Origin of the sequence: Streptomyces fradiae, assembly GCF_041270065.1 — a bacterium.
Taxonomy (GTDB): domain Bacteria; phylum Actinomycetota; class Actinomycetes; order Streptomycetales; family Streptomycetaceae; genus Streptomyces.
This window is the reverse complement of record NZ_CP065958.1, coordinates 3754190-3771771: the sequence shown is the minus strand read 5'-3', so window position 1 is coordinate 3771771 and position 17582 is coordinate 3754190. Positions and strand designations below refer to the sequence as shown.

The 17582-nt window shown below is 72.2% G+C and carries 22 protein-coding genes and 1 pseudogene; 8 read left to right on the top strand and 15 right to left on the bottom strand.

Features of this window, described 5'->3' with window-relative positions; all coding sequences use genetic code 11:
• Positions 1-98 precede the first annotated feature (98 nt).
• On the top strand, positions 99-809 hold the full coding sequence (locus JAO84_RS17070) for a hypothetical protein (protein ID WP_370413661.1): 711 nt from the start codon (positions 99-101) through the stop codon (positions 807-809).
• Positions 810-867: 58 nt separating this feature from the next.
• Here the strand turns inward: JAO84_RS17070 and JAO84_RS17065 are convergent, their stop codons facing one another.
• Both JAO84_RS17065 and JAO84_RS17060 read right to left on the bottom strand, forming a co-directional pair.
• Entirely contained in the window at positions 868-1212 is a 345-nt protein-coding gene (locus JAO84_RS17065; RefSeq protein ID WP_370413660.1) for a DUF3040 domain-containing protein, read from the bottom strand.
• Positions 1139-2257: a zinc-dependent alcohol dehydrogenase family protein gene (locus JAO84_RS17060; RefSeq protein WP_370416785.1), complete on the bottom strand. Its 1119-nt coding sequence runs from the start codon at positions 2255-2257 to the stop codon at positions 1139-1141. Before JAO84_RS17060 ends, JAO84_RS17065 begins: the two co-directional genes overlap by 74 nt.
• A 708-nt stretch (positions 2258-2965) precedes the next feature.
• On the opposite strand from JAO84_RS17060, the gene JAO84_RS17055 reads away from it, so the two are divergent.
• Positions 2966-3433 (top strand): universal stress protein, encoded by a 468-nt coding sequence (locus JAO84_RS17055; RefSeq protein ID WP_370413659.1) that lies wholly within the window; start codon positions 2966-2968, stop codon positions 3431-3433.
• Between the two features lie 65 nt (positions 3434-3498).
• Here JAO84_RS17055 and JAO84_RS17050 read toward each other — a convergent pair whose 3' ends face one another.
• Positions 3499-4455, bottom strand: coding sequence for an aldo/keto reductase (locus JAO84_RS17050; RefSeq protein ID WP_370416784.1), 957 nt, complete (start codon positions 4453-4455; stop codon positions 3499-3501).
• On the opposite strand from JAO84_RS17050, the gene JAO84_RS17045 reads away from it, so the two are divergent.
• Positions 4351-5169 carry an ArsR/SmtB family transcription factor gene (locus JAO84_RS17045; protein WP_370413658.1) on the top strand — a complete coding sequence of 273 codons (819 nt, stop codon included), beginning with the start codon at positions 4351-4353 and terminating at the stop codon, positions 5167-5169. The two genes, JAO84_RS17050 and JAO84_RS17045, sit on opposite strands and share 105 nt — an antisense overlap.
• Before the next feature lie 78 nt (positions 5170-5247).
• Positions 5248-5451, top strand: coding sequence for a hypothetical protein (locus tag JAO84_RS17040; RefSeq protein WP_370413657.1), 204 nt, complete (start codon positions 5248-5250; stop codon positions 5449-5451).
• A 199-nt stretch (positions 5452-5650) separates the two neighbouring features.
• On the opposite strand, the gene JAO84_RS17035 is transcribed toward JAO84_RS17040, so the two are convergent.
• The 3 genes from JAO84_RS17035 to JAO84_RS17025 all read right to left on the bottom strand — a co-directional run bounded on the left by JAO84_RS17035 (position 5651) and on the right by JAO84_RS17025 (position 7724).
• Complete coding sequence (locus tag JAO84_RS17035; RefSeq protein ID WP_370413656.1) at positions 5651-6070, bottom strand: STAS domain-containing protein; 420 nt, start codon at positions 6068-6070, stop codon at positions 5651-5653.
• Between the two features lie 144 nt (positions 6071-6214).
• A complete protein-coding gene (locus tag JAO84_RS17030; protein WP_370413655.1) occupies positions 6215-6700 on the bottom strand; it encodes a DUF5990 family protein in 486 nt (161 codons plus the stop codon).
• 28 nt (positions 6701-6728) lie between these two features.
• Entirely contained in the window at positions 6729-7724 is a 996-nt protein-coding gene (locus tag JAO84_RS17025; protein WP_370413654.1) for an alkylmercury lyase family protein, read from the bottom strand.
• A gap of 82 nt (positions 7725-7806) precedes the next feature.
• Here JAO84_RS17025 and JAO84_RS17020 point away from each other — a divergent pair, with 82 nt between their 5' ends.
• A complete protein-coding gene (locus tag JAO84_RS17020; RefSeq protein WP_370413653.1) occupies positions 7807-8208 on the top strand; it encodes a heavy metal-responsive transcriptional regulator in 402 nt (133 codons plus the stop codon).
• A gap of 339 nt (positions 8209-8547) precedes the next feature.
• On the opposite strand, the gene JAO84_RS17015 is transcribed toward JAO84_RS17020, so the two are convergent.
• Entirely contained in the window at positions 8548-9174 is a 627-nt protein-coding gene (locus tag JAO84_RS17015; protein WP_370413652.1) for a TetR/AcrR family transcriptional regulator, read from the bottom strand.
• A gap of 351 nt (positions 9175-9525) precedes the next feature.
• Between JAO84_RS17015 and JAO84_RS17010 the strand changes: the two genes are divergently transcribed.
• Positions 9526-11013 carry a hypothetical protein gene (locus JAO84_RS17010; protein WP_370413651.1) on the top strand — a complete coding sequence of 496 codons (1488 nt, stop codon included), beginning with the start codon at positions 9526-9528 and terminating at the stop codon, positions 11011-11013.
• 303 nt (positions 11014-11316) lie between these two features.
• Here JAO84_RS17010 and JAO84_RS17005 read toward each other — a convergent pair whose 3' ends face one another.
• The 6 genes and pseudogenes from JAO84_RS17005 to JAO84_RS16980 form a co-directional block, all read right to left on the bottom strand.
• Positions 11317-11655 carry a MerR family transcriptional regulator gene (locus tag JAO84_RS17005; RefSeq protein ID WP_370413650.1) on the bottom strand — a complete coding sequence of 113 codons (339 nt, stop codon included), beginning with the start codon at positions 11653-11655 and terminating at the stop codon, positions 11317-11319.
• Between the two features lie 638 nt (positions 11656-12293).
• Positions 12294-12581 (bottom strand): CBS domain-containing protein, encoded by a 288-nt coding sequence (locus tag JAO84_RS17000; RefSeq protein WP_370413649.1) that lies wholly within the window; start codon positions 12579-12581, stop codon positions 12294-12296.
• A 475-nt stretch (positions 12582-13056) separates the two neighbouring features.
• Positions 13057-13266 (bottom strand): cold-shock protein, encoded by a 210-nt coding sequence (locus JAO84_RS16995; protein ID WP_370413648.1) that lies wholly within the window; start codon positions 13264-13266, stop codon positions 13057-13059.
• A gap of 321 nt (positions 13267-13587) precedes the next feature.
• Complete coding sequence (locus JAO84_RS16990; RefSeq protein ID WP_370413647.1) at positions 13588-14154, bottom strand: DUF5994 family protein; 567 nt, start codon at positions 14152-14154, stop codon at positions 13588-13590.
• A 174-nt stretch (positions 14155-14328) separates the two neighbouring features.
• A pseudogene (locus JAO84_RS16985) lies at positions 14329-14985 on the bottom strand (PP2C family protein-serine/threonine phosphatase); the annotation flags it as partial.
• Between the two features lie 199 nt (positions 14986-15184).
• Positions 15185-15457, bottom strand: a complete 273-nt coding sequence (locus JAO84_RS16980) for a hypothetical protein (protein ID WP_370413646.1) — start codon at positions 15455-15457, stop codon at positions 15185-15187.
• A 306-nt stretch (positions 15458-15763) separates the two neighbouring features.
• Here JAO84_RS16980 and JAO84_RS16975 point away from each other — a divergent pair, with 306 nt between their 5' ends.
• Both JAO84_RS16975 and JAO84_RS16970 read left to right on the top strand, forming a co-directional pair.
• A complete protein-coding gene (locus tag JAO84_RS16975) occupies positions 15764-16120 on the top strand; it encodes a PRC-barrel domain-containing protein (protein ID WP_370413645.1) in 357 nt (118 codons plus the stop codon).
• 30 nt (positions 16121-16150) lie between these two features.
• Positions 16151-16321 (top strand): hypothetical protein, encoded by a 171-nt coding sequence (locus JAO84_RS16970; RefSeq protein WP_370413644.1) that lies wholly within the window; start codon positions 16151-16153, stop codon positions 16319-16321.
• Between the two features lie 46 nt (positions 16322-16367).
• On the opposite strand, the gene JAO84_RS16965 is transcribed toward JAO84_RS16970, so the two are convergent.
• Together JAO84_RS16965 and JAO84_RS16960 are read right to left on the bottom strand one after the other, a co-directional pair.
• Positions 16368-16589 (bottom strand): hypothetical protein, encoded by a 222-nt coding sequence (locus tag JAO84_RS16965; RefSeq protein WP_370413643.1) that lies wholly within the window; start codon positions 16587-16589, stop codon positions 16368-16370.
• Between the two features lie 325 nt (positions 16590-16914).
• The gene (locus JAO84_RS16960; RefSeq protein WP_370413642.1) at positions 16915-17526 is read right to left on the bottom strand and encodes a TetR/AcrR family transcriptional regulator; all 612 of its coding nucleotides are present in this window, start codon (positions 17524-17526) and stop codon (positions 16915-16917) included.
• Positions 17527-17582: the final 56 nt, after the last annotated feature.

The window sequence follows — 17582 nt, the reverse complement described above, 5'->3', positions numbered from 1 at the left end:
GTCATCGGCGCAGGATGGGCAGAGCCCCAGGTCCCCGACCTGGGGCTCTGGTAGTGGGAGTGAGACTGAAGATCACGTCACCGCTACCCTGCACACTCGTGACGCTACTTTCCGTAACCAATGGATCGCTCGGCGGCCCTCACCCGGCGGGCGACGCCCCCGCCGCCCGCCACCTCCGGTCGGAGGGGTATCTGCCGCTGCCCGGTCTGCTGACCGCGGCCGGCCTGGCCGAGCTGCGCGAGGAGGTGGGGCGGCTCGAACGGGCGGCGCGGCGGCGGGACTTCGAGATGGAGTGCATGGGCGGCTCGCCCCGGCGCATGACGACCCTGGGCGGCCAGGTCATCGCCGAGATGTCGCGTCTCGTCCCCGAGCTGTACGCCGACACGGAGCTGCTGACGTTCCTCTCCGGGCTCATCGGGGAGACGGCGCTTCCGGTGTCGGACCCGGTGGAGCGGCACGTGCTGAACATCCTCCACCGCGAGGGCGACACCCATGGCGCGCACACCGACGACTACCCCTACGCCCTCGTGATGTTCCTGGAGGCGCCCGATACGCCGGAGGAGGGCGGCCTGTTGGAGTACGTCCCCGACGCCGCCTCCCTACGGGACCTCACCGCCGGTTCCGCGTCCGCGCGGCGCACCGCGCACCACCGCGCCGGCGACGCCTACCTGCTGCGGAGCGACACCACCGCGCACCGGGTCACCCCGCTGACCCGGCCCGAAGCGCGGCGCACGGTGCTGAACTTCGCGTACACCACACCTGGCGCCGCCCCGCGGTCCACGCCGTCGGCCCGTCGCCTGTACGGGTGAGCGGCTCGTTCGGCCCCGCCCCGCCCCGCCCCGCCCCGTCAGCGGGACGCGGCCGTCGCTATGGCGTCGTCGCCGCCTTCCGTCGGGCCGCTGCGGTCCTCCGGCGGCGCCACCCTCGCTCCACCCACCGGATGAGGCACACCGCGGTGACCACCCACACGGCGGCGAAGAGCCACAGCAGCGCCGGGGACGAGGTGGCGACCGTCGGTACGAACAAGGCCACGCAGACGATGCCGAGGCATGCCGTGGCCAGGCCGAGGCGGTGCCGGCGTATCCAGCCGCCAGGGCTGTTCTCCTCTCCGAGGGCGCGGAGCCGGTGATCGAGGGGTTCATCGCCCCGCAGGTCCTGTTCGATGCCGTCGAGGATCATCTTCTCCTCGCGGGAGAGCTTCCGTTCGTTCATGACGAGCCTCCTGCGGTTCGGGCGGTACGGGCATGCGGAGGACCGCCGCGCCGTGGACGCGGCCGGCGGCGAGGTCGTCCAGGGCCGTGTCGGCGGCGGCGAAGTCGTAACGGGACAGGGTCGGGCGCAGTCGGTGTTCGGCGGCCGCGGACAGGAACGCGCGTCCGTCCTCGCGGGTGTTGGCGGTGACGCTGCGGACGGTCCGTTCCCGGAAGAGGTGCTTGCGGTAGTCAAGGGGCGGGATGTCGGAGAGATGGATGCCCGCGACGGCGAGCGTTCCGCCGCTGCCCAGCGCCTCCAGGGCCACCGGTACGAGCTCGCCCGCGGGGGCGAAGAGGACGGCGGAGTCCAGCGGTTCGGGCGGCCCTCGCAGGGCGTCGCGGGCCGAGGCGGCGCCGAGTTCCAGGGCGAGGGTCTGGGCGGCGGGCGAGCGGGTGAGCACATGGACGGTGGCGCCCTCGGCGAGGGCGAGCTGTGCGACGAGGTGCGCGGAGGCGCCGAATCCGTAGATGCCGAGCCGGCCGCCGGCGGGCAGATCCGCCCGGCGCAGGGCCCGGTAGCCGATGATCCCGGCGCAGAGCAGGGGCGCCAGCTCCTCGGCGGAGTACCCGGGGGATTTGGGAGATCCGGTGGGGAGCTCGTAGGCGTACTCCGCAGGGACGGTCGCGTACTCGGCATAGCCTCCGTCCGCGTCCCAGCCGGTGTAGCGCGAGGACAGGCACAGGTTCTCCCGGCCGCGCGTGCAGTACGGGCATGCGCCGCACGTGCCGCGGAGCCACGGGATGCCGATCGGCGCGCCGGCCCGGGGCCGCTGCTCCCCGGTGACCTCGCTGCCGGTGGCGACGAGGTCGCCGACGGCCTCGTGGCCGGGTACGACCCGGTCCTGGTGGGGCAGCAGGTCGTGGTCGCGGACGTGCAGATCGGTACGGCACACGCCGCAGGCCCGTACGCGGACCAGCAGCTCGTCCGGCGACGGGACCGGTACGGGGAGCTCCGCGCGCTCCAGGCTCCCCGGGCGGTCGGCGGAGACGACCCAGGCCGCCATGGTCTCCGGAAGGGTCTCCGGAAGCGAGGTGTCCATGCCGTCTCCTCCCGCCGTCTCCTCACCGCTCACGCCACTCCTCTGATGAGCGCGTTCCCGGACGTCGTGCCGCTATGCCCGGCAGGGGGCAGGGGGCAGGGGGCAGGGGGCAGAGGGCAGGGGGCGGGGAATGGGCGGGCCCTGTCCGGGCAGCCGAGAGAGTGGAGAGCTACCGCCCGAGGACCTTGTGAACGGGTGTGATCATGGTGAGCGACGCGCAGACCGGTCTCCCTCCCCCGACCCCGACCCGTCCGATGCCGCCGGACCCCGCGGATCCGTCGGAGCCGCGGCCGGCGCCCCCGACGAACCCGTTCCCTGGCCGGCCGCCGGCACCCCGTCCGGGGCCGGGGCCGAGGCCCGGTCCGGGTCCTGGCCCCGCACCGGCACCAAGGCCGGGGCCGGAGCCGGCGCGAGCAGCACGGGCCTCGATGGGCACTCCGCCGAATGATCCGGTTCCGCCGAGCCCCACGCCGGCACCGGGCCCGGGGCCTGGTCCGCAGCCGGGGCCGGTTCCCGGTCCGGGCCCGGCGGCCCCGACCCGGTGCCGCCGACGCCTCCGCAGCCCGGGCCGGATCCGCAGCCGGGGGGCCCGCGCCCGGAGCCGCGACCCCAGCCGGGGCCGTTGCCCGGTCCGGTGCCCGCGCCGGAGCCGGTGACGTGAAGGGACTCGCCATGAACACCAGTGAGCAGAGCGGGCAGAGCGAGGAGCCCCGGCGCATCGTCGTCGGAGTGGACGGCTCCCCGACCTCGTACGAGGCCCTGCGATGGGCGGTACGGCAGGCCCGCCTGACCGGCGCGAAGCTGGAGGCGTGGGGCGCCTACGACGTGCCCGGAGCCGTGGGCTGGTCCGCGTCGGGCGTGGACGCCGCCTTCGACCCGCAACAGGCCAGACAGGCGGTGTCCGACGAGATCCGCGCCGTGATGGACCAGTCGGGCGACGTGCCGTTCGAGGAGCACGTGGCCCCGGGCAACCCGGCCGCGGTACTGACCGAGGCGTCCGTGGGCGCGGACCTGCTGGTCGTGGGCAGTCGGGGCCGTGGCGGATTCGCCAGCCTGCTCCTCGGCTCCGTCAGCCAGCAGTGCGCCGTCCACGCCTCCTGCCCGGTCGCCATCGTCCGCCCCGGCACCACCGCCGCCTGACGCACGGGGGCGTCCGAACGCGGGCGGCGCCGGCTCGGGGCCGCGACGTCATCGGGCTGCCTTGCTCACGCTGTCGTTTCGGCATCGAGGGAGTGCGAGTCCAGGACGGCCAGTTCGTCCCCGGAGAGGCGCAGCGAGCCGGCGGCCACGTTCTGGGCGAGGTGGTCGAGATCGCCTGTTCCGGGAATGGCCAGGACGTGCGGGCCGCGGTGCAGCGTCCACGCAAGCCGGACCTGGGCTGTGCTGACCCCGTGGGCGCGGGCGATGGTGTGCACCTTGCTGCTGTCGACGCCGCTTGCGCCGGCTGTGCGTCCGGTGCCGGCGATCGAGTAGAACGGCACGAACGCGATGTCCTGTTCACCGCAGAGGCGCAGGAGCTCCTCCTGCTCACGCGACGCGCCGATGCCGTACATGTTCTGGACGCAGACCACCGGTGCGATGGCCTGGGCCTCGGCGAGGTGGTGCGGGCGGACGTTGGACAGGCCCAGGTGGCGGATGAGTCCGGCGTCGCGCAGTTCGGCGAGCGCGCCGAAGCGGTCGGCGACGGAATCGGTACCGACGATGCGCAGGTTCACCACGTCGAGGTGGTCGCGGCCCAGCCGGCGCAGGTTCTCCTCGACCTGGCCGCGCAGCTGCTCGGGGGTGGCGTGCGGCAGCCAGTCACCGGAGGGGTCGCGGCCGGGGCCGACCTTGGTGGCGATGACGAGGTCGTCCGGGTAGGGCGCGAGGGCGCGGTTGATCAGTTCGTTGGCGCAGCGCAGCGGCGAGAAGTAGAACGCGGCGGTGTCGATGTGGTTCACGCCGAGGTCGACCGCCCGGCGCAGCACCTTGATCGCCTGGTCGCGGTCGCGAGGGACGGCGTCAGGGGCGAACGCCTCGCCGTGCTGGGGCAGGCGCATCGTGCCGAAGCCGATCCGGTGGACCGTGCGGTCGCCGAGCTGATCGGACCCTCCGGTTACGTGCCCGACTTCCTCAACCCGGCCCCCGCCGGACCGGCCCCCACACCGGCGGACGAGTGGGATGCGATCTCGGCCTCGCCCGCCGACCGGGTCCGTCAGGACCTCGACCACCTCGCCCGCCACCAGGGACACCTCGGCCCGCGGCTGTCGAGCCTGCACGCCGACCCGCCCTCCCGTCTGGCCAAGGTCACCAGAGAGGTCGAAACGTACTGGGAGCTGGCACTCGCCCCGTACTGGGCACGGATCAAGGCCGTGCTGGACGCCGACATCCTCCACCGGGCCCGCACCGTCGCCGAGCACGGCACGGGCCACCTCTTCAACGACCTGCACACCTCGGTGAGCTGGGCCGACAACACGCTCACACTGGTCCGCCGGAAACGAAACCTGCCCCGCCGGTCCACAGGCGCGGGACTGCTGCTGATCCCCTCCGCGTTCACGGGCCCCGGTCTGCGCACCCGTGTGCGACCGCCGGACCCGCCACAACTCGCCTATCCGGCCCGCGGTATCGGCACGCTCTGGGTGACACGGCCCGCCACAGGAACCGGCGCTCTCGCCCCGGTCCTGGGCCGCTCACGAACGCTGCTCCTGGCCGAACTGGAGACCCCGGCCTCCACCACCGAACTGGCCCACCGCACCGGACTCTCCCCGGCCGGGGTGTCCCAATACCTCACCGCGCTACGCAACGCGGGTCTGGTCAGCGCCCACCGTGCCGGCCGCTCCGTCCTCTACGCCCGCACCGCTGCCGCCGAAACCCTCCTCCAAGCCGCCTCCGCCTGAAACCGACCGACGCTTCTGAGCGGCGTACCGTGACTCAGGGCGCCGGCGCCTCCGCCCGTGTCGACGTTGACGTAGAGGGTGCTGGCGCCCGACGGCACGGTCACGGTGCCGGTGACGGTGGAGCCGCTTCCGCCCGCGCCTCCGTCGGACCCGTTCTGCCCTGCGGCGCCGGTGGCGGTGATGGTCAGCTGGGTGACGCCGGACGGGACGGTGAAGGGCTGGTTGGCGCCGGCGGTGGAGGTGACGCTCACGGGCGCCGCCTCGACCGGAGATGCCGACTGAGTTGGATGCTCGGGTCCCTGCCTGGGACCGCCCGACGATCAAGCCACAGCAGGCTGGTGCCGGACACGCGGACACACCGTCACGTCACTCTCCGGCGCCACCCGTGCCGGCTCAAGGGCGCCGGCAGCGAGAAGGCCGAGGAACGCACGACGATCCCGCCCGCCCCGACTACGTCGTACCGACCCAGGCGCAGGCCCGGTCATGTGAGGCCGATGCTCCTGCGGCTTCTGACGGTGTGGAACAGCCGGAGGGTTCCGGTCAGGAGGAACAGCTCGCGCAGTTGGTCGGGGATCGGGCCGGCGAGGACGAGCCGGTGGTGGTGGCTGAAGTGGGCGGCGACCAGTTCGTGCAGGAAGGAGGAGTCGCCGAATCCGACCTGCGAGATGTCCAGGACCGTCTGCCGGGCACCGGCGTGGCGGGCGTCGGCGAGTGCCTCGTGCAGGCACTGCACGGTGTCCATGTCGAATTCACCGGTCGCGGAGAGCACCACGGTGCCGGGCCCGGGGGAGGGCTCCCGGACGACCCAGGTGGAGCCGACGGGCGCACGGTAGACCCGCCGCTCCTCCGGCGAGGGGGAAGGCTCGCGTATGTCCGAAGCCGGGCGATCGTTCGTGATCATCATGGCGGTCCTTCCGCCGTGCGGAACTGCTACTCCGCGAGGGATCACCTGCGCGCCTCCATTATCCGCCGACGGCCGCCGACGGGCGGCTGCGGCCCTGTCCGGCTGCGGCCCTGTCCGTGGGCGGCCGGCGCGCCGTACGCCCTACGGGGTCGCGGTGTCGACGCCGCGTGGCTGCGGTGCGGCCGACCACTCGATGTGCGGTGGCCGGACCTGGGCGCACAAGGGTTGGCCGCGCCCGTCGGTGAGACGCAGGCGCGCGAGGAGCCGTCCGGAGCTCATCGCGGCGGTGACGGTGGCGGGGGCGATCGCGTCGAGCATGAGCTTGGCCCGCCGGAACATGGTGAAGGTCCCCGCTTCGTCCATGGTGCCCCAGGACAGGTAGACGAAGCGGGCTCCGGGCCGGCCCTGGATGTAGGGACCCCTGATGTCGATGCCCGCGTCGGTCGCCGTCGCCGTACAGTCCAGCGTCCACGTCGCCGAGGCGGCGTCGCCGGGGTGCGGGTCGAGCAGCTCGTCTCTGCGGTCGCGCCGCTGGACCGCGACGTGGATGTTGTCGTAGCCGGGGAAGTCCGGGGCGGCACCGCACGTACGGCCGGGAAGGTCGACCGCTTCGATCCGCATCTGCATGGGGTCATCCTCCTCGATCGACGGTACGTCAGGGAGCGCTCGGGGAGTCGGGGGCCTCCGTGGCGAGCAGCGGGCCGAAGACCGCCCGGCCCAGTTCCTCGGCGCGGTCCTGGCCGACGATCTCGCCGGGCACGTCCGGATGCCGCTTCGACCAGGTGGTGGCCGATGCGCGGCTGGTGAAGAAGTTCAGCGTGTCGCAGCACACCGTCTCGGCGGGACCGGAGCAGCCTCGGCGGCCGACGTAGACCACGGCCGATTCCGGCTCCCACACCGTCGTCCCTCCCGTCGAGGTGACCGTGACCGGCTCGCCGGTGACCGGATCGGTGGAGGAGATCACCGCGTCCCGGCCGAGCATCGCCGGGATGCCGAGGGCGTCGACGGCGCACATCGAGAACACCTCCGCCCCGCCGTCGATACGCACCCGGTGCGAGGTCGGTACGGCGGAGAACGGATACGCCGCCCGGACCTGCCCGTCCTCGTCCAGTGTCAGGAAGTCCTCCCGGTCGAGCTCCGCCAGCACGTCCCGGGCCGTACGCCCGGCAGCAGCCGCGACAGGCTCAAGCAGCGCCACCCCGGGCGCCCGGCCGGTGGTCGCGAAGTGGCGCAGTACGGCTCGATGCACGGCCCGCAGCCCGCCCTCGACCGGAGCCACCCGTCCGCGGCCGCCCCGCCCGACCAGACCGAGCAGGTCCTCCTCGCAGCAGTTCCGCTCCGCAGCCTCGCCAAGGCCCGCTTCGGCGAGGGCGGTACGCAGGGCGGCCACGCTCGGCGCGCCGTCCACCTGGCCGCCTTCGCGGTAGACGCGGCACGCCACGCTCGGCGCCGCCCCTGCCACCGCGAACGGGTCGGTGCCGTCGAGCAGGACGGTCGGGGATCCGGCCATGCCCCAGCGGCCGGCATCGGTCTCCTCGTGCACCTCGATGTGCTCGACCTCGGCGGCCCGGCCGGCCAGCGCGGCGGTGATCCGTTCCGTCACGACCGGGCCGTTCGGGCAGTCCGGAACCGTCAGAACCGTGATCCGCATGGCAGCGTCCTCTCGGCTTGTCGCCTCTGAACCGAACGTAGACCTTCCAGTGCACTGGAAGGTCAAGCGCTAGCCTTGAGGCATGCGCATCGGAGACCTCGCCGACGCCGGCGGAGTGACGGCCAAGACCATCCGCTACTACGAGCAGGCCGGCCTGATGCCCGCCCCACCCCGGACCTCCGGTGGCTACCGCGACTACCCGCCCGAAGCCACCACCCGGCTCGCCTTCATCCGCGACGCCCAGCACGCCGGCCTCACCCTCGCCGAGATCCGCGGCATCCTGGCCCTCCGCGACGGCGGGCAAGCCCCCTGCGTCCACGTCACCGACCTCATCGACCAGCACCTCGAAGAGATCGACCGCCGCATCGCCGAACTCCGCACCACCCGCACCGCACTTCGTACTCTCGCCCACCGCGCCGCCGAGACCGACCCGGCCACCTGCGCGGAGGACGGCATCTGCACCATCTTCTCCACCCAGCCGTAGACACCCCGCAGTCCGGCCCGCGAAGGGGTCTGGATGCACTGGCTGCAGGTCCACCGCTCCCGCAGTTCAGCGGCGTGGCTGTTCTCGTCGGAGCTGTCAGGGGGCGTCGGACGGAGTGGTCACGACCCCCAGCCCGAGCAGTCGCTCACAGAAAGCTCCGCCACTGCGGCATCCCGCACCTCCGGCCGACCACGCGGCCGGCCTCGGCTACGACCACCTGATCTCCCGTACCGACTTCCCTGATGTGCTCGAAGACGAGGTGTTCGACGGCTGACCGCTGTTCACCGCGCCTGCCGGCACGTTGTGGCACGGCCTCGCGAGGGGTGTCGGTGCCTGGGCTCACCGGTCGGTGGCGGTCCGGAGGGTGTCGAGGGTGGCCTGGAAGCCGCGGATGAGGGCGGCCAGGCCCGCGTCGAACGCGATGTCGCGGTAGTCGGGCGGGGCGTTCAGGAACGGGTCCAGGCCGGGCGGGAGTTCGTCGTCCGGCAGGGGCAGCGCGATGGGGGCGTCGACCAGGGCGAGGGCCGAGCCGGCGAGGAAATACTCGAAGGACTGCACGAAGGGCATCAGGTGGTCCTCCGGCCATCCGGCGGCGCGCAGCACGTCGAATGCCGCCGCGTAGCCGCGTAGGGCAGAGGCCGAGCGCACCGGCCGTCCTGCGAGGAGTGGGATCGCGTGTGGGTGGGCGGCGATCGCGGCCCGGTAGGCGCGGGCCCAGCTGTCCACCGCCGCGGTCCACGGGTGGATGCTCGCGTCGAGGTCCATCTCGGCCGCGATCAGCTCCCGGATGCCGTCGATGATCTCGTCCCGGCTGGAGACATGGTTGTACAGGGAGGGGCCCTTGACGCCCAGTCGGGCGGCGAGTCGGGGCGTCGACAGCGCGGCGGCGCCCTCCTCGTCCACCAGCGCCAGGGCGGCCCGCAGGATGCCCTCCCGGGTCAGCGGGGAGCGTGGCGGCTTGCCCATCTCCTGCCCTCCCTGGCTTCTCGCCCATGCGTGCGTGGCCTGATGTCGTCGGTTCGTCAGGGGTCTTGACTGCCCGGTTTTCGTGTGTGGTTACCGGCTAGTGTACGGTCTGCCCAACGGAACTACAGGCTGTAGTTTCGCCTCTGCGGTCAGCGCGCCGGGCGCATCCGTGCACCCGGCGACGGGCGTGGCCTGCCCCCCATTCAGGCCACAGCCTCGCGCGGCACCGCAGGTCATGTCATGGACCTGACATTGGCTGGCATCGCCTGTGTCAGGCCCATGCGCCTGTGTTCCGCCTCCCTCCCCACACATCGAACCTGACCAACTCGACGTCGAAGGTGACCACTCCGCATGTCCATACGCACCCGAGCACTGACCGTGCTCACGGTGGCCGCCGCCCTCACCCTCAGCGGCTGCGGCACGACGCCACCGGCGGCCCGCTCCGCCGACGCCAACGCCCCCGCCCCCGCCGTCCACGCCACCGTCACCCCGAGTGCCGCCTCCCCGTCGGGCGACCCCACGGTCACCCCCACCCCCACCCCCACACCGCAGGTACGCCGGCACACCCCCGGCCCCAGGAGCCTGCCGGTCACGGTCGTGCCGAGGGAGAAGCCGGCGAAGCTGGCGATCGTCACTCCTCCCGCGAAGTCCGGCAGGCCTGTCCAGGCCGGCACCCCGGACCTCGAGCTCGCCTTGTACGACCGGCGGACCGGCGAGGCCGTCCTGGCCCCCGCCGACGACGCTCCGCAGAACGCCACGACCGCGGCCGACGCCGGGGTCCGGCCCGGTCAGCTGATCGACAGTCCGCCGACCCCGGCCGCCCCGCGCGGCGCCCTCCTCGCGGTCACCGAGGTCAAGCAGACCGAGGACGGCAAGACCGCCGTCAGCACCCGCCCGGCCACCGTCTCGGAGCTCCTCGGCGACAGCTCCGCGAGCCTGCGTACCGCCCTCGACCCGCGCAACATCACCGTCGAGCCGCAGGTCAAGGACCTCAAGCTCTCCTTCACCAAGCGCGCCGACGGCGGCGACGGCTCCGTCTCGGCCGGCCTGAAGCTGGACGCGGACACCACGATCCCGCTGCCCCACGGCGCCTCGGTGTCCCTGGCCGGCTCGGTCCAGCTCGACCCGACCCTCGACTTCTCCTACGACGGCCGCATGCTCAGCCCCCAGCAGGCCAGCGTCGGCTTCCAGGTCGCCGCCCGTGCCGACTGGCGCGTCCGCGCCGGGATCGCCGGGTCCGCCGAGCCGGTCCGGATCCCGCTCGCCAAGCTCCACTCCACCCCCACGGTGATGGCCGGTCCCGTGCCGATCGTGTTCACCCTGGACCTGACGCTCTACGCCACCGTCGGAGCCGACGGCAAGGTCACTATCGACGCCGAGCAGCAGCTCGCCGCCACCTGGGGCATCCACTCCGACTACACCAAGGGCAACGGCTGGAAGACGCTCACCGACCCCGGCACGCTGAACATCTCGCCGGTCCGCGCCACGCTCAGCGGCCAGGCGTCCGTCCGTACCGGACTGAACATCGAGGGCTCGGTCGCCCTGTACGACGCGGTGGGCCTGAAGGCGTCGATCAAGCCATACCTCCGTACGGCGGTCGAGGGCTCGGTCACCATCGACTCCACCGGCGCCGCCCCGGTCGTCAACGGCAAGGCCGGCGTCTACGGCGGTCTCGACATCAGCGGCGCCCTGATGGCCCGTATCGCCATCCTCGGCACCCCGCTCTTCGAGAAGGAACTGGCGTTCCCGATCTACCAGCGTGAATGGCCTCTCGCGGCGTACAGCACTTCCGGCGCGGCCACGGCGTCGCCCCAGCCGGCCCCGTCAGTGACGGGGTGACAGACCACTCTCCCGGCCCGCCCCCTGTCATCCCCCGGCAGCGGGGCGGGCCACCTTTCCTGCTGCTTGGGAATCACCGCCGCGCTTACCGCCAATATGGCCTCTGGCCTGCGGACAAACCTCTCCTCCGAGCCTGTCGAGAAGGGCACGGATGCACAGCTCGGCCTGGGTGGGGCCCGCCGGCAGCTACGGGAACCACGTGGTCGATGGCTGCGGACAGCGGGTTCGGCCACGGTGCTGCCGGGTCCACTGGGTAGTCGCAGAGTCGCAGAGTCGCAGAGTCGCTGCGGGCGCCGGCGCCGCTCAGCCCTCGGCCGGAGGCTCTCCCTCGGCTGCCGCGCGGCGGAATTCGGCGTTGATGCGCTGGGCTTCTTCGAGCTGGTCCTCGAGGATGATGATGCGGCAGGCGGCCTCGATGGGCGTGCCCTGGTCGACGAGTTCCCGGGCGCGGGCGGCGATGCGCAGCTGGTAGCGGGAGTAGCGCCGGTGGCCGCCCTCGGAACGCAGCGGCGTGATCAGGCGGGCTTCCCCGAGAGCGCGGAGGAACCCGGGGGTCGTGCCGATCATGTCGGCGGCCCGGCCCATGGTGTAGGCGGGGTAGTCGTCATCGTCGAGACGGCCGAGGGCATCGTCTGCTGTCATTCTCACCTCTCTGGGGGAGGGGCCGAGGAGACCTGCGCGCTGGCGCCTTCGGACACCGGAGCGCCCGAGGAGGACCGTGATCCGGTGGTGGTCCGCACGCGGAGCCACACGCCGGCACAGTCCTCGCGGTGCCGTGTCCGCTCGGGCACGGATGCTCTCCGCCCAACCTTCCGGTGTGCGTCGGGGGCCCGACGCCTTCACCGAGGGTAATGCTCCCATCCGAACTGCCGTTACCACGGAGCCGTGCCGTGATCCCGGGCGTGCCCGCATCACGGCTGACGTCCGCCGGTCCTCCGCCGCGCGACTCCGTCGGGCGAGCGTCTCCCGCTCGCGAGACCGGCCGGACGACAGCCGGAGGTCGGCGTGAACGCAGCCGGTCCCCGCGTCTCGTACGGGATGTGCGCCCGCCGCAGGGTCAGACCGCCGCGGACGTGCCGGACCGGGCCGTCCGTGGCCGCGGAGCGGGTACGGCAGGTGAAGCCGAGCCGGGTCAGGGCCCTGACGACCTCGCGGGCGCTGAAGTCGCGGCGGTATGACGCAGCGCATAGGAGCTCGCGGAAGCTCGCAGAAGAAGGAGGAACGGGATCGGCCGGTACGGCGGTGGGGCGGGTGGATGTGCTCGGCCTCGGCCCGCGTCGTCAAGGACGGGACGGAAAGCCCGCGGGGCGCAGGTCACGCAGCTGTACCCGGTCGGTGTAGGCGGAGGTGGCGCGGAAGCCGTTGAGCTGGGCACGGGTGACGAGGCCGGTGGGCAGCCCGTCGTCGTCCCGGACGATGAGGCGCCCGGTGCGCGCGCCGCTCATGACCGCCAGAGCCACCTCGACGGTCATGTCGGCCCAGACATGCGGCTCTGCCTCGCCGGTCTGGGGCGCGGGCGGGCCGCCGGCGGTGAGCGCGGGGTGGAGCTGTGCCTGAGTCGGTGTCACATGCGACTCCTGGGTGGGAGAGAGAAGAGTGTCGGCCCCGGGTACGAGATCGGGTTCTGGCCGCCGGGGCTCGGATCCGGAGCGCATGACGGGGTCGGAAGTATCGCGCCGAGCCCCGCCTTCGACGCCGGGCGCGGCGAGCAATCGTCTCGGCATGTCGAGATCGGCGAAATTCGTCACGGCGGGGAGCGTGGGGCGCGCGGGGAGCGTGGGGGGATCGACGGAGCCGGCGTGAATCCACCCGGCCTCGGTCCGTCATTGTCGTCGCGGACGTCCGGGGAAACGGTGCGTCGTGGCCGTGCTGTTCATGCGGGCCCTCTCGACTCGGCGTCCATCCATGAATTGTCCGACGATCGATTGGCGAGGAGAATTCCGAGGCGGATTCGAGCGGACATGAAAGGCCGTGTCGGCGGAGAAGAGAATGCGGCTGGGGCCCGCACCCCGAGGGATGCGGGCCCCAGCCACGTCGTGCGCGTCAGCCTCGGACGGGAACGATGTTCTCGGCCGTCGGGCCCTTCTGGCCCTGCGCGACGTCGAAGGTGACCTTCTGGCCTTCCTGCAGCTCGCGGAAGCCCTGGGCGGCGATGTTCGAGTAGTGGGCGAACACGTCGGGGCCACCGCCGTCCTGCGCGATGAAGCCGAAGCCCTTTTCTGCGTTGAACCACTTCACGGTGCCACTGCTCATGTCAGATCTCTTTCTGGGGGCTCATCGGCATCCGCACTGCGCGAATGCTGTGTCGCCGTGATGATTACCCCGCCGGAGAGACCGGAGACGAAAAAGCACTCCCAGGGGCCGATGGGCTTGACTGGGGGCTTGAAGTTTTGGGAACCACAACTGCAACTGAAATCGAGACTAGCACGCGGACTCGGTCGTTCCCGGTTCGATGGCGCCACTATTTCTGGACGCCAATAAGCCTGGCGGCGCCACTCCTCGCATTCTCATCCCGCCGGCACAGATACTTGTTCGCGGCGCGAAGAGGCCGGGGAGACGACAGACCGGCAGCCGTCACCTCCGCATGTTCTGCGGCAGGTAGATCATGCGTGCCCCGACGACGGGGCGGGGGCGGGGACGGGGCCGGAGCCGCGAGGAGACCTCGCCGTCCGCCTCCCGGGCGTCTTCACCGGCTCGCGCCTCCCGCAGGCGGCGAGCGGTGGCGTCCTCGTCGGACATGAGGGTGTCCGTGGTGTGGAGGTTGCCCGGAGCGGAGGCGACGGCCATCAGCCTTGCGGCGGAGGCGGGTTCGGTCTCCGGGGGAATCACGAGCAGGTCGCAGCGGCCGAGGTGGTACGAGAGCAGGATCATCGTGTCGGGAGCCTGGTCGGTGAACCAGCCGACGTGCACGGCGTATCCGCCGACGGGGACCTGGTACGGGGCGACGGGCCAGGGCACGGGGTTCGCGGTGATGCGCGTGACGCGCCCCCAGCGGTCCCGCAGCGCGTCCACCAGGGGCGGCAGCTCGACGACGAGATCGCGTGAGTACGGCCACCAGGCGCCGTCCAGCAGCCCGGCCAGGGAGGTGTTCGGTGTCAGTGCCAGGCGTGCCTGGCGGATGGGAGCGGTGGTGCTGGTCATGAGACCGGGACCTGTCCCCGGGCCGCCCATGGACGGCCCAGTGTCTTGATCGCCGGGAACGACGTCCGCGTGAGGGCGGGTGCTCGAGGTGCTCCCGGTACCTCCAACGTACTCCGCGCCGGAGCTGGACGCGCCGAGCCCCCGTCACCCTCGTCCGCGCCACTCGACGAGGACGAGGGTGGTGGGGCTGTCCAGGCGGCGCACGACGTGGTGGTCGCGGATGAGTATGGGGGCGGGGTGTCCGGCGTTGACCCACTGGAGGCGGCCGGTGCCGGTGTCGAGTCGCAGCATCTGCGCGGTGACGAAGTGGTCGGGGGCGAACTGTTCGGCGACGGCCCGGTCCATGAAGAGGTAGATCTCGGACAGCTCGACGCTGGTGCGGCGGGCGTGCCGGTACGCGCCGATGACGACGGTCGCCATGGTCGCCGCGTCCAGGCCGTGGCCCATGGCATCGATCATGGCGAGGTGGAGGACGTCCCCGTTCAGGGCGTGGTCGAAGCTGTCGCCGGCCACGTCGTAGGCGGGCTCCAGGACGCCGGCCTGGTCGCCGCCGTCCAGCAGCGGGACGTGGACCCGCACCCCGTCGGCGAGCGCCACCTCGACCGGGTGTGCGGTGAGAAAGCACCGGCCGGCCTCCGAACCGTCGATGGGCAGGGGATCTCCGTCCTCGAGCCCTTCCCCGGCGAGGGGCACCAGCCTCTGCTGCCCGTAGTCCTGGAGCAGGATCCGCGTCTCCCGGCCGCCGATCCGGGCGACCGCGTCGGCGAGGGCCCGCCCCATCCGGTCGGGCGGAAGCACATGGGCGTGGTCCAGGAGACTGCCCAGCAGCATCTCCCCGAAGCTCTCCGAGCGGTCGGGATCCCGGTCCTCGTACCGTCTGCCGGTCGTCGGGGCGCCTCCAGACGGGCGGCGGAGCGATCACCGGGCTGGTGCCGATGGGGGGCCGGATCCGACGGCATCGCGGTGCGGCTTCCAGGATGCTCCGTGGCGGCCGGGGCCGCCACGCGCGCCCGTCGGCTCCGCTGCCTTGTCAGGGTTCTTCGGAGTGCGGCCCGGTGCCGCTCGGGGGCCTGCTGGTGGCCAGCCAGGACCGGGCCGGTTCGGCGGCGTGGGCGGTGTCGACGGTGAGGTGGAGGCGGGTGCCCCCGCCAGGGGTGGGGTAGCTGCGCTGCTCGCCGCCGGCGAAGCAGTGGCGCAGGACGTCGGCCACCATCCGGGCGGCGTCCGGGGTCGCGGCGACGATCCGGACTTCGGCGTGCCCCGGCGGCGGCAGGGCTTCCGCTTCTGGCTCGTTGCGGTCCACTGCGACACCGTCCTTTCCTGCCGGAAGCCCGCCCGAACGACCGGCGCGGGGCGCGCACGCCTCCGTACGTCCACGGTACTTCCGGAGCCGCCGGCGCCGGTCTGTTCCGGAGCGTGGAGCGGCGCTTGGGCACCGCCTCGCGGAGTACGGTGAAAGAACGGGGCCGTGGCCCCGCCCGCCGGACACGACACCCGGCGCGGCACGAGACGCCATGGCCCGTGCGGTCCATGCCGACAACGTCGCCCGGGCCGACGAGATCCTTGTCGCCACGCATCCCCAACCACCGGACGAGCGCGAGGAGTCGGGATGATCCAGATGGCGGACATCCGCGAGTGGCGCACCCACGACGTGGTGGACACGCGGGGCCACCGGATCGGAGAGCTGGAAGCGATCTACGTCGACACCAGCACGGACGAGCCGGCCATGGCCACGATCCGGGTCGGCCTGCCCACCCGCCACCGTCTGGTGTTCGTTCCCCTGGACGGTGCGACGCTGGGGCCGGGCTACGTGAAGGTCGCCCATGACAAGGCGCTGGTGAAGCAGTGCCCTTCGATCGGCACCGACGACGTCCTGCCCGCCGGGGCCGAGGAAGCGGTCTTCGGACACTACGGCCTCGCCTACAAGCCCGGGGCGAACGGCGAGCGGCAGCTGGCCCGCCGCTGAGACCCCCGTCGGACCGAGGAGGCGCCCCTCATGTCACTCTTCCTGGCCCTGATCATCGTCGCGATCGTGCTGGGCATCATCGGCGCCGTCGTCGACGGACTCCTCTTCCTGCTCATCATCGGCATCGTGCTGTTCGTGGCCGACCTCGTCTACGCCGCCTGGCGCATGCGCCGCTCCTTCCACCGCCGCCCGGTCCGGTGACGGACGGGAGCCGGCCTGCCGTTGCACCGGAGGCGCTTCAACAGTCCTACAGCTTGCTCATCTTGGCGTAGGGACTCAGGATCCGCTCTTGCGTCGAACCGAAATCCACGACCGCCGCGATCCCGTCCTCGATGCCGATGATCCGGCCGAGGCCGTGTACGTCGTGTGTGACCTGGTCGCCTACGGCGAACTGCTTGGGAGGCAGCGTGACCGGGGCCTTGAAGGGGCTGGTGGGCAAATGGCGCTTCGGTGCACTTGGCTTTGTCATTGCCGCCAGTATGCGCCCGCGCGTATCCGTCCGCTGCGGCCGTGCACGGCCGCAGTGCGAGGTGGCCGAGAAGAGTCTCGATGAAAAACAACAGCCCCAGGTCGCTGACCTGGGGCTTTGCTATGGAGCGGATGACGGGAATCGAACCCGCGCTATAAGCTTGGGAATCACCCGGTCCTTGAGCGCGCACTTGGCCTCTGAACAGGGGAAATGACGTCCGGAGAGGTGGTCCTGGGCGTCTTCCTCGGTCCGCTGATGACCGCTGTTCACCGCCCTTACTGGCACGTTGTGGCACGGCTGCCGGACCGTCGGTGGCACGAGGGCTTCAGGCCCGTTCCTCCGGTCCGCGGGCCGTGCCGCCGGCTGGGGTGAGGCAGCGGCGGACGAGGGCGAGGGTGCGCTGGGTGACCGTATCGAGGGGGGTGCCGTTCTCGACGGCGGCCAATGCGGTGTGCAGCATTCCGGCGATCAGGTCGGCCGTGAGCGCGGGCTCGGGAGCGCCGAGTTCCCGGACGGCGGCGCGGAACGGTTCGACCTGTTCCAGGTGGAGTTCCATCAGCCGCTGCTGGCAGGCCGGAGGCAGGCCGGCGTTCATGAGGGCGACGGCGGGCCGGTGTGCGCCCTCGGCGCCGAGGCGGAGGCTTTCCCCGAAGAACGCCTCGACGCGTTCCAGTGGGCTGTTCGCGGTGGCTATGGCGCGGGTGAGTGCCTCGTTGGAGCGTCGGAAGGCTTCCTCCGTGATGGTGGCCAGGAGGGCTGCCGAGGAGTCGAAGTACTGGTAGACGCTGGAGCGGGCCAGGCCGGCGCGGGCGCCGACCGCCGCCGGCGTGACGGCGGCGGCGCCCTCGTTGACCAGGATGTCGATCGCCGCCCCGATCAGCGCCTCGCGTTGCTGGGCACGGTGCTCGGCGACGGTGGAGGCGTTGATCTTCGGCATGCGGGGCGGGCTCCTGGAAGGGCGGACGGGGCCGGGAGCGAGGTTACGGTCCGCGG